The organism is Frankia sp. CeTa3Moorea, assembly GCF_978021225.1.
The window spans coordinates 5245-15631 of sequence record NZ_CDXDOR010000123.1 but is presented as its reverse complement, the minus strand read 5'-3'; the positions used below and the strand labels follow the sequence as shown (position 1 = coordinate 15631).

9 protein-coding genes are annotated in these 10387 nt (G+C 73.3%); 6 read left to right on the top strand and 3 right to left on the bottom strand.

The window, feature by feature from the left end:
- Nucleotides 1–1433, top strand: a 1433-nt coding sequence (locus AC08OV_RS18585) for a S1C family serine protease (protein WP_476620027.1), incomplete at its 5' end; no start/stop codon positions are given.
- 67 nt (nt 1434–1500) lie between these two features.
- Nucleotides 1501–2040 (top strand): Sec-independent protein translocase protein TatB, encoded by a 540-nt coding sequence (gene tatB, locus AC08OV_RS18580; RefSeq protein ID WP_476593515.1) that lies wholly within the window; start codon nt 1501–1503, stop codon nt 2038–2040.
- Between the two features lie 130 nt (nt 2041–2170).
- Here the strand turns inward: tatB and AC08OV_RS18575 are convergent, their stop codons facing one another.
- The gene (locus AC08OV_RS18575; protein WP_462203872.1) at nt 2171–3313 is read right to left on the bottom strand and encodes an Mrp/NBP35 family ATP-binding protein; all 1143 of its coding nucleotides are present in this window, start codon (nt 3311–3313) and stop codon (nt 2171–2173) included.
- A gap of 304 nt (nt 3314–3617) precedes the next feature.
- Between AC08OV_RS18575 and AC08OV_RS18570 the strand changes: the two genes are divergently transcribed.
- Entirely contained in the window at nt 3618–4136 is a 519-nt protein-coding gene (locus AC08OV_RS18570) for a MarR family winged helix-turn-helix transcriptional regulator (RefSeq protein ID WP_476615915.1), read from the top strand.
- Between the two features lie 112 nt (nt 4137–4248).
- Here the strand turns inward: AC08OV_RS18570 and AC08OV_RS18565 are convergent, their stop codons facing one another.
- Complete coding sequence (locus AC08OV_RS18565) at nt 4249–5118, bottom strand: PHP domain-containing protein (protein WP_476620026.1); 870 nt, start codon at nt 5116–5118, stop codon at nt 4249–4251.
- 78 nt (nt 5119–5196) lie between these two features.
- Nucleotides 5197–6639 carry an aldehyde dehydrogenase family protein gene (locus tag AC08OV_RS18560; RefSeq protein WP_462203433.1) on the bottom strand — a complete coding sequence of 481 codons (1443 nt, stop codon included), beginning with the start codon at nt 6637–6639 and terminating at the stop codon, nt 5197–5199.
- 289 nt (nt 6640–6928) lie between these two features.
- Here AC08OV_RS18560 and gabT point away from each other — a divergent pair, with 289 nt between their 5' ends.
- From gabT to AC08OV_RS18545, 3 genes are all read left to right on the top strand, one after another.
- Entirely contained in the window at nt 6929–8356 is a 1428-nt protein-coding gene (gabT, locus tag AC08OV_RS18555; protein WP_476615422.1) for a 4-aminobutyrate--2-oxoglutarate transaminase, read from the top strand.
- Nucleotides 8357–8531: 175 nt separating this feature from the next.
- A complete protein-coding gene (locus AC08OV_RS18550; RefSeq protein ID WP_476615421.1) occupies nt 8532–9176 on the top strand; it encodes a DUF6758 family protein in 645 nt (214 codons plus the stop codon).
- Nucleotides 9177–9256: 80 nt separating this feature from the next.
- Nucleotides 9257–10237, top strand: a complete 981-nt coding sequence (locus AC08OV_RS18545) for a diacylglycerol/lipid kinase family protein (protein ID WP_476615420.1) — start codon at nt 9257–9259, stop codon at nt 10235–10237.
- The last annotated feature ends 150 nt before the right edge of the window (nt 10238–10387 follow it).

The following is a 10387-nucleotide window of genomic DNA, read 5'->3' as shown; positions in this document are numbered from 1 at the left end:
CGCCGGGCGCGCGGGCGGGCTCCGACCCGGCCGCCGCCGCGACCGACCGCGGGCGCGCTCCGGCTGACGGGAACCCGCGGGAGCCGTCGAGAGACTTGCCGACAGTGACCGCGGTGCGTGGCTTCGGCACGCAGCCGCCGGCCCCACTACCCGCTGCGACGGGCTCCCCGCGGGCGTGGTCGCCGACCTCGACGCCGTATCCGCTGCCCGCGGACTCCGGCGGCGGCTCGAACGGCACGGCGGTCGCCGCGCCGTTCGCCGGCGTCCTGACCGGCCGTCCCGCGCCGCGGGGGCGCCTGGTCGCGCCCGGTCGCCCGGTCGTTCTCGGTCACCGGGTCCTCCTCGCGAGCATCCTGGTCGCGGGTCTGCTGGGCGGGGGGATCGGTGCGCTGCTCGTCTCGATGACCGAGCGCGGCAGCGACCGGCAGGCGTCGGCGGCCCTGCAGGTCGGTACCGCCGCGCCCAGCTCCGACCGCAGGTCGGTCGCGTCGATCGCCGCGACGGCTCTGCCCAGTGTGGTGACGATCGACGCCGGTGGCGGGGGGGCCGGCGATGCCGCGGGCACCGGCTCCGGGGTGATCATCAGCCCGGAGGGGTACATCCTGACGAACAACCACGTCGTGGCGCCCGCGGTCGCCGCCAGAACTCCGATCTCCGTGCGCCGCTACCAGGAGTTCGGCCAGGTCCAGGCCGACCTGGTCGGGCGGGATCCCAAGACTGACCTCGCCGTCCTGCGCATCCCGGCCCCGCAACCCCTGCCGGCGGCGGCGCTCGGCCAGTCCGGCTCGCTGGTCGTGGGAGCGCCGGTGGTTGCCATCGGGGCGCCGTTCGGCCTCGCCGGCACCGTGACGACCGGCGTTGTCAGCGCGCTCGACCGCAATCCCATGGTCCCGGCCGAGAGCGGCACCGACCCCACGGTGCTCATCGGGGCGATCCAGATCGACGCGGCGATCAATCCGGGCAACTCCGGTGGTCCGCTGCTCGACGGCCTCGGCCAGATAGTGGGGATCAATACCGCGATCGCCGCGGTGCCCGGCCATGAGTCCCAGAGCCAGAGCGGCAGCATCGGCGTGGGGTTCGCCATCCCGATCGACTTCGCCCGCTCGGTCGCTCAGGAGATCATCTCGACCGGCCGGGCGACCCACCCGTACCTCGGGGTGTCGGCTGCGACCGTCACCGCCGGCCAGGCGAAGGCCACGGGAACCACGCCGGGTGCCCGCATCGTCAACCTGGCGCCCGGTGGCCCCGCCGAGCGCGCCGGGCTGCGCGTCGGCGACATCATCACGCGGGTGGGCACCAGGGTCATCAGCGGGATGAATGACCTCATCGTCGCCGCCCGGCTCCACCGGGTAGGTGACCGGGTACCGGTCGCCTACGAACGCGCCGGGGCCACCGCGACCATCCAGCTGACACTGCAGGAACAACAGCGCTGAGCTGCAGGCATCTTTTCGTTGCCCGCGAGCTCCTTGCCCGTAACACCGGGAGAGGTACGCTCAGCGCGTGTTCAACGGTGTCGGGTGGGGTGAAGTCGTCGTCTTGCTCCTGATCGGGCTGTTCGTCTTCGGCCCGGACAGGTTGCCCAAGGCCGCCAGGGACGCGGGACGCGTGCTGCGTCAGCTGCGCCAGATGGCCAACGGCATGCGTAACGATCTCAGGTCCGAGCTGGGCCCGGAATTCGCCGATCTGGATATCCGGGATCTGCATCCCAAGACCTTCGTCCGCAAGCACCTGTTCGAGGACGATCCGGTTCTGCCGCCATACCTCACCAAGCGGACCTCGCTCGACTCGCTGCTCCTCGGTGACGATCCGCCCGCGGTGCCGTCACTGACCAAGTCCTCGCTGCCGAGAGATCCCGCGGCCAAGGACCCGGCTCGTCCCGGCGCCGAGGCCGCGGTCCCGGCGGCGCCGCCCGGTCCGGTGTCTCCTATGCTGTCGAAGGTCTCGCCGAGCAAGGCCTCCGCCGCCCGGGGCGTGCCGGCGCAGCCGGCACGGAGCGACGGCCCGGCGACAGAGGTGCCCTTCGACTCGGACGCCACCTGAGCCGACCCGACGCCACCTGAGGTTCGGCGCCGCCGTCGGCTCGAGGACCCGCCCCGGGGCGGGATCAGCCGGGGCCGGGCTCGCGTCGATCAGGCTGCGCGAACCGGGACGGACGGCCGATCGTAGGTGTTCAGCGCCCCACCGGCGTGAGGTTGAGGCTGCGTCCGGCGAGCCCACGGGAGCGGTAGGTGAGCCGGCCTGCCACCGCGTCCAGGGCCTTGCCCGCCTCGCTGTCCGGCTCGCCGATGACCAGTGGCACGCCGTTGTCGGCGCCTTCCCGGAGCCGGACGTCTACCGGGATCTGGGCCAGCAGCGGTACGTCATGACCGAGCACCCTGGTCAGCCGCTCGGCCACCGCCGCCCCGCCGCCGGAGCCGAACACGTCGACCCGCTCGCCGCAGTGCGGGCAGGGCAGCCACGCCATGTTCTCGACGACCCCGACCACGTTCTGCCGGGTCTGCACGGCGATGGTCCCGGCCCGCTCGGCGACCTCGGTGGCCGCCAGCTGCGGGGTCGTGACCAGCAGCAGTTCGGAGGACGGCACCAGCTGGGCCAGAGAGATGGCGATGTCACCGGTGCCGGGCGGCAGGTCCAGGAGAAGGACGTCCAGGTCACCCCAGAAGACGTCCGACAGGAACTGCTCCAGGGCACGGTGCAGCATCGGTCCGCGCCAGGTCACCGGCTGGTTGCCACGCGTGAACATCCCGGTGGAGATGACTCGCACCCCGTGCGCCTGGGGCGGCATGATCATCTTTTCGACCTGGGTGGGCGGGCGGTCGATGCCCAGCATGCGGGGCACGGAGTGCCCGTAGATGTCGGCATCGAGCACACCGACCGACAGGCCCGAACGGGCCATCGCGGCGGCCAGGTTCACGGTGATCGAGGACTTGCCGACGCCGCCCTTGCCGCTGGCGACGCCGTAGACCCTGGTGGTCGAGCCCGGTTGGGCGAAGGGAATCGCCTTGGGGGCGTTGCCCCCCCGCAGTTTCGCGTGCAGGGCACCGCGTTGCTCGTCCGACATGACCTGCAGATCGACGCGGACCTCGCGGACGCCCTTGACCGCGCTGACGGCTCGACTGACCCGATTGATGATCTCGTCGCGCATGGGGCAGCCGGACACGGTGAGCAGGACCCCGACGTCGACCGAGCCGTCGTCGAGCACGCGAACCGACGAGACCATGTCCAGCTCGGTGATGGGACGACCGATCTCGGGATCGTGCACCGTCGCCAGAGCCGACTGGACCGCGTCGGGGGAAGGCCGGGATAGGGACAAGGGAAACCTCAGTCACAGGTTGGTATCAGGTGCGGCCCGCCGGGCCGCCTGTGGGTCCACGATAGCCCGCGGGGGACGTGACGGTGCCGGCTCACAATTCCCGTCTGCCGTGTTCGGCGGACCGGGGAGCGTGCCCCGCCCTGTCGGCTTCACGACGGGTGCGGAGCGTGCCCATCGCCATGACCAGGGGTGATTGTGTCCTGGTATGTGCCTGGTATGTGTCCCGGTGACGGAGGCGGCTGCTTGGGACGGTTTTGCGGGCGGGCCGCGACGTAGGCTGATCGTGTGGGGGCGGGAGGACGCGATGGCAGTCGAAGAGATGTTCGGCGCCAGCTCCGAGACCGGCGAGGACTGGGTCGACGAACATGGGATGCGGGCCTGGCGTGAGCTGCTGCACTCCCATGCCCACGTGACCCGGGTCCTCGAGGCCGAGCTCGAGGCGGCTCACCGGCTTCCCCTGGCCTCGTACGACGTGCTGGTCCAGCTCGCCGAGGCCCCGAACGGCGAGTTGCGGATGAGCGAACTCGCCCAGGCGGTGCTGCTCTCCCGCAGCGGTCTCACCCGGTTGGTCGACCGGCTGGAACGGGAGGGACTGGTCGCCCGGCGGTCCTGCCCATCGGATGCCCGCGGCACGCTCGCCACCCTCACCCCGCAGGGGCTCGACCGGTTGCGGGCGGCCTCGGGCACCCACCTCAAGGGGGTCGCCCGGCACGTGCTCTCCCACTTCAGCCGAACCGAGCAGGACCTGCTCGCCGAGCTGCTGGGCCGGCTGAGCCCGCCGAGGCCGGGTGGCCACGGCCGGGGGTGCGGCGCGGACGCCTGAGTGGCCACGGCCTGCCGGCGCCACGGCCCGCCGGCAACCGCACCCCGGCCGGTACCCCAGCCGGCACCCCCGCCGGCACCCCAGCCGGCACCCCCGCCGGCACCGTGGCCGGTCATCCGGACGCGGTGATCGGGACCGCCCCCCGCGCGGCGGAGACCAACGCCTCGTAGGCCTCCCGGGAGGTGGTCTCGGCCCCGAGCCCCTGAGGCTTGCTGGCGCCGTGGAAGTCACTGGAACCGGTCGCCACCAGCGAGAGCTCGGCAGCGAGGCCACGTAGCCGGCGCCGCTCGACGGGTAGGTGATCGGGGTGATCGACCTCGAGGCCGGTCAGGCCCGCCTTCGCCATCGCCTCGATCACCTCGGGACCGACCGTGACGCCGCGCCTGCTCGCGAACGGGTGCGCGAACACGCTCACCCCGCCGGCGCCGTGGATGAGGCGAAGCGCCTCCCAGACGTCCGGCTGCTCCTTGCCCACCCAGTACGGTCCGCCCGCGCCGATCCACCGGTTGCTGAACGCGGCCGCCACCTCGGGGATCAGCCCGGTCTCGACCATGACCGCGGCGATGTGGGGCCGGCCCACCGTGCCGGCCGCCAGCTCCAAGACCCGTTCCCAGCGCACCGGATGCCCGTCCGCGGTGAGCCGGTCGACCATCCGACGGGCCCGGGTGGCGCGATGTTCTCGCACCCGGGCCCGGGCTGCCGCGAACGCCGGCTCGGCCGGGTCGAACAGGTAGGCCAGCACGTGCAGGGATACCCAGGCACCTGCTACCTCGACCTGGCAGGAGATCTCGGTGCCCGGCACCAGGGTCAGCCCGGCCGGCAGGGCCGCGGCCGCGCGGCCGATGCCCGCGATGGTGTCGTGGTCGGTGAGCGCGAGGACCGACAGGCCCTGCCCGGCCGCGAGCCGGACGAGGTTCTCCGGTGACTCCAGGCCGTCCGAGGCGGTCGAATGGGTGTGCAGGTCGATGGCCACCCGCTCCATAATGCTTCATAGTGGCAGCTTTTCGCCGCGGGGCGATGATGTGGGCGGCAGGCGGTGGCGGCGGGCGGGAGGTGAGGCCTACAGGTCCAGATCGGTCAGGACCAGCACCCGCTCCTCGGTGAGGTCGGTCATGGCCGAGCGGACCCCCTCCCGCCCGATGCCGGAACCCTTCGTCCCACCGTAGGGCATCTGGTCGGCCCGGTACGACGGGACGTCGCCGATGACGACCCCCCCGACCTGGAGCTCCCGGTGGGCGCGGAACGCGGTGGCCAGGTCGTGGGTGAACACCCCGGCCTGCAGGCCGTAGGCGCTGTCGTTGATCCGGGCGAAGCCCTCGTTGACGCCGTCGACCGCCGCCACGACGATCACTGGGCCGAAGACCTCCTCGCCTACCACCTTGGCGGTGAGCGGAACGTCGGTCAGTACGGCCGGGCTGAGACTCGTGCCGTGGCGCGTCCCGCCGCAGACGAGTGTCGCCCCCGCCTCGACGGCCTCGATGATCCACGCTTCGACCCGTTCCGCCGCCGCGACGTCGATCAGCGGCCCCACGTCGGTGGCCGGGTCGGCCGGATCCCCGTCGTGCAGCGCCCGCACGGCGGCGACGATCTCGGCGAGCAGCTCGTCGATGATCGTGCGGTCTGCGTAGACCCGCTGCACGGCGATGCACGACTGGCCGGCCTGGTAGTTGGCGAACAGGGCGATGCGGCCGGCGGCCCGGGCCAGGTCGGCGGGAGCCGCGTAGTCGGCGGCGACCAGCACCGCCGCGTTCCCGCCGAGTTCGAGGACCACGTGCTTGCGGGGGACCGCGTCGCGGATGGACCAGCCCACCGGGCCGGAACCGGTGAAGGACACCACAGGCAGCCGAGGGTCTGCGATGAGCGGGCCGAGGCGGTCGTTGGGGATCGGGAGGACCGACCACGACCCCTCGGGCAAGCCGGCGTCGGCGAGCAGGTCGCCGAGGAACAGCGCCGACAGCGGCGTGCGCGGGGCCGGCTTCACGATGATCGGCGCGCCGACCGCCAGCGCTGGCGCCACCTTGTGGGCGACCAGGTTGAGCGGGAAGTTGAAGGGGGTGATGCCCAGCACGGGCCCGCGGGGGAAACGCCGGGTGAGCGCGAGCCGTCCCTCCCCGGTGGGATCGGTGTCCAGCCTGGTCAGCTCCCCGGCGAAGCGCCGGGCCTCCTCCGCCCCCCAGCGGAAGGTGGAGCTCGCCCGGGCCACCTCGGCACGCGACCAGGTCAGCGGCTTACCGCTCTCCGCGGTGATGAGACGGGCCAGTTCGTCGCCCCGACGGGCGATCTCCTTCGACACGGCGGCGAGCGCGCCGGCGCGGACGTGGGCCGGCAGCGCCGCGAACGCTGGCGCGACCGCCGCCGCGGCGGCCACGGCCGTCTCAACCTGGTCGGGGTCCGGCTGCGCGACGACAGCGACCTCCGCGCCGTCGAACGGGTGCCGGACGGTGGTCGCCGCCGGCCCGGTGGCCGGCTTGCCTGCCAGCCAGAACGGCGTCGGCTCGCTCATCGCGCGGATGACCGGTCGGCGCGGGCGGCCATCGGGCCGCCTGGCGTCGGGCCGCCTGCCGTCGTCATCACCATCGAGCTCATTCTAGGCGCCCGTGCGGGCGGGGTGCCGGCGGCGCGCCCGGTCCCGCCCGAGGACCACCGACCGGATCCCGGCGGCGGGGGACGATGGCCAGGCCAGGCCAGGCCAGGCCAGGCCAGGGCCGCGGCGCGGGTGGCCGTGGCCGTGGCCGTGGCCGTGGCCGTGGACAGGGTATGTGCGCAGGCAGACGATCAGGTAGGAGCCGACGATGACCATTCCTAACCAGGCGGCGACCGGAACCGGCCTGCCCGCCACCGGCGGCCCGCGGCTGCCCCAGGAGCTGCGTCTGTACACCGAGATCCCCGGCCCGCGGTCCCGGGCACTCGCCGCGCGCCGCGCCGGCGCCGTGGCCCGGGGGGTCGGTGAGACCCTCCCGGTCTACGCGCACGCGGCGGGCGGCGGGGTCGTGGTCGACGTGGACGGCAACTCGCTCATCGACTTCGGTTCGGGGATCGCGGTGGTCAGCGTCGGCAACGCCGCGGACGAGGTCGTCGAGGCCGTGCGCGAGCAGATTGGCCGGTTCACCCACACCTGCTTCATGGTGACGCCGTACGAGGGCTATATCGCCGTCTGCGAGGCGCTGAACCGGCTGACGCCGGGTACCCACGAGAAGCGCTCGGTATTGTTCAACTCCGGAGCGGAGGCCGTCGAGAACGCCGTCAAGATCGCGCGTAGTGCGACCGGCCGGGACGCGGTCGTCGTCTTTGAGCACGCCTACCATGGCCGGACGAACCTGACGATGGCGATGACCGCGAAGTCGATGCCCTACAAGAGCGGGTTCGGGCCGTTCGCGCCCGAGGTCTACCGGATGCCGCTGGCGTATCCCTACCGCTGGCCGACCGGTCCCGACCGCTGCGGGGAGGAGGCCGCCGAGCGGGTGATCGAGCTCGTGCGGGACGAGATCGGAGCCGCGTCCGTCGCCGCGATGGTCATCGAGCCGATCCAGGGGGAGGGCGGTTTCATCGTCCCCGGGACCGGGTTCCTGCCCCGCCTCGCCGAGTTCTGTACGGCTTCGGGGATCGTGTTCGTGGCGGACGAGGTGCAGACCGGGTTCGCCCGGACCGGGACGATGTTCGCCTGCGAGCATGAAGGTGTCGTCCCGGATCTCATCGCCACCGCCAAGGGCATCGCCGGCGGCTTGCCGCTCGCGGCCGTCACCGGCCGTCCGGAGATCATGGATGCCCCCCAGGCCGGCGGGCTCGGCGGCACCTACGGGGGGAATCCGGCGGCCTGCGCTGCGGCTCTCGCCGCGATCGACCTCATCGAGTCCGTGGGCCTGGCCGGCCGGGCCCGCCGGATCGGCGAGATCGCCCTGCCCCGCCTGCACGCGTTGCGCGAGCGGTACGACTTCGTCGGGGACGTCCGGGGGCGGGGCGCGATGGTCGCCCTGGAGCTGGTCCGGGGCGCCGGCGACGACAGCCCGGACAAGGTTCTCACCGCCGCCGCGGCCGCGGCCTGCCATCGTCGCGGCCTGATCGTGCTCACCGCGGGCACCTGGGGCAACGTGCTCCGGCTGCTGCCACCGCTGGTGATTGAGGAGTCGTTGCTGCTGGCCGGCCTCGATCTCCTCGACGAGGCGTTCGCGGAGCTCGCGGCGCGCCGTCAGCCTCCCTTCCCGGCCCGCCCGGAGGCGTGACGGAGGGCTGGAGGGTGACGGAGGGGTGGCGCACCCGGCTGTTCGGCACATCTGCCCAGGTGGGGCGATTGCGGGTGGAAACCTGGTGGGGCGATTGCGGGTGGAAAGCCGAGGGCATACCGGTGCCGGAGTGCCGATGTTCGGCGACATCTCCACCTACGCCAGGAGGCGCCCGGTGACCATTGCTGCGGCCTGCCCGCGCTGTCTCGGACCGCTGCGTCCACCCGATCTGTGGAGCAGCCAGTGGCGGTGTGACGATCACGGGGAGGTGAGTCCCTACCGCACTGCGGTGTCGTCGCGGGAACAGGCGCTCCACGCGCTGTCGAGGACCTCGACGGTCCCGGTCTGGTTGCCGCAGCCGATGCCGGTCCACTGGTACGTCAGCGGTGTCGGCTGGGCCGGTGACGAGCGTACCGGGCCGCGTGCTACGGCAGTCGCCGCCGCCGGGCCCTCCCCGTTGGGCGGGCCGGCCGAGATGGTGCTTGTCGCCGAGGCGCCTCGGGTGGGACTCGGCGCCCGGCTCGCGGGCATCAGCGGTCCCGATCCCGAACCGCTGCCCGGCGTACCGGAGGCGAAGGTCGAGGCCGCCGGGCATCCCACGGCGTTGTGGCCGCTGGTCGTACCCCCCGATCGGGCGGCGTTCGTCGGGGAGGCCCGGGGGGTGTGGCTGTGGCTGGTGCTCTGGCCGGCCGACGCGGCCCTGCTCCTGCTGGAACACCTCGTGCTGCGGGACCTGCGCGACGATCCGCAGCTCGGCGAGCGGTCGTTCTTCGGCGCCTCGAGCCAGCATCTGTCCGCGGGGCCGCTGCCCGGGCGGTGAGCCGCCATGGTCACGGAACCCCGGCCCCGGAACCCCGGCCGCTGGGGGACCTGGTGCACCCGCCCGTAAGCTCGCTCACCATGACGGACGCCGCTGCCTCCCGCACATCCTCCTGGGGAAGCCTCGGTACGGTGGCGCCGCAGCCGGTCCGGGTCGAACCCGCCGAGGTCGACCGTAACCGGCTGGCCGTGATCGTCAACCCGAGCGCGGGTCACGGGCGGGCGATGCGGATGCTTGACGGCGTCCGCGCCGAGCTCGCGCGCTGGGCACGGGACGTCCGGGTCACCCCGACCCGCGACCTCGCCCATGCGGACGATCTCGCGGCGGCGGCCACCGCCCAGGGCCGGGTCGTGGTCGCGCTCGGGGGCGACGGCCTAGCCGGCGCGGTGGCAGGGGGGGTGGCCCGCTGCGGCGGCGTGCTCGCGGTGCTCCCCGGCGGGCGCGGCAACGACTTCGTGCGTGGTCTCGGCCTGCCCCGCGACCCGTGCCGCGTCGCGGCCGGGCTCGCGCACGCCCGGGAACGCCGGGTCGACCTGCCCGAGGTCGGCGGCCGGCCGTTTCTCGGGATCGCGAGCGTCGGCTACGACTCCGACGTCCAGGTGATCGCCAACCGGACCCGGTTCCTGCGCGGCCAGCAGGTCTACACCTACGCGGCGCTGCGGGCGCTGGCTGCCTGGCGCCCGGCGCGCTTCACGGTGACGGTGGACGACCTCGCACCTCGGGACCTGGTCGGGTGGACGGTCGCGGCGGCGAACTCGGCGTATTACGGCGGCGGGATGCGGTTCGCCCCGGGGGCGGACATCGCCGACGGACTGCTGGACGTCCTGCTGATCTCGCGGACCTCCCGCCTGACGTTCCTGGCGCTGTTCCCGCGGGTGTTCTCCGGGCATCACGTCGACACCCGGCACGTGCGGGTGCTGCGGGCCCGGCGGGTGCGCGTCGAGGCCGACCGGCCCTTCGCCGTCTACGCCGACGGCGATCCGCTGGCGTCGCTGCCAGCGGAGATTGTCGTGCGCCCCGGTGCCCTGCGGCTGCTCGTGCCGGTTATTCCGGCGTCCTGAAGCCGGATTCCGGCGCCGGGCGGTCGGATTCGGCTGCCGTGGGTTCGGCCGCGGTGGGTTCGGCCGGGTCCGCGGTCTCGGGCCTCGGCGTGGTCTCGGGGGTCAGTGTGATCTCGGGGGTCGCATGGTAGTCGATGCGGCCGGCTGCCT

Excerpts from the sequence above, each read along its gene's own strand:
- AC08OV_RS18570 (WP_476615915.1), top strand. The coding sequence starts at position 3,618 with ATGGCAGTCGAAGAGATGTTCGGCGCCAGCTCCGAGACCGGCGAGGAC.
- AC08OV_RS18545 (WP_476615420.1), top strand. The coding sequence starts at position 9,257 with ATGACGGACGCCGCTGCCTCCCGCACATCCTCCTGGGGAAGCCTCGGT.
- AC08OV_RS18560 (WP_462203433.1), bottom strand. The coding sequence starts at position 6,639 with ATGAGCGAGCCGACGCCGTTCTGGCTGGCAGGCAAGCCGGCCACCGGG.
- AC08OV_RS18565 (WP_476620026.1), bottom strand. The coding sequence starts at position 5,118 with ATGGAGCGGGTGGCCATCGACCTGCACACCCATTCGACCGCCTCGGAC.
- gabT (WP_476615422.1), top strand. The coding sequence starts at position 6,929 with ATGACCATTCCTAACCAGGCGGCGACCGGAACCGGCCTGCCCGCCACC.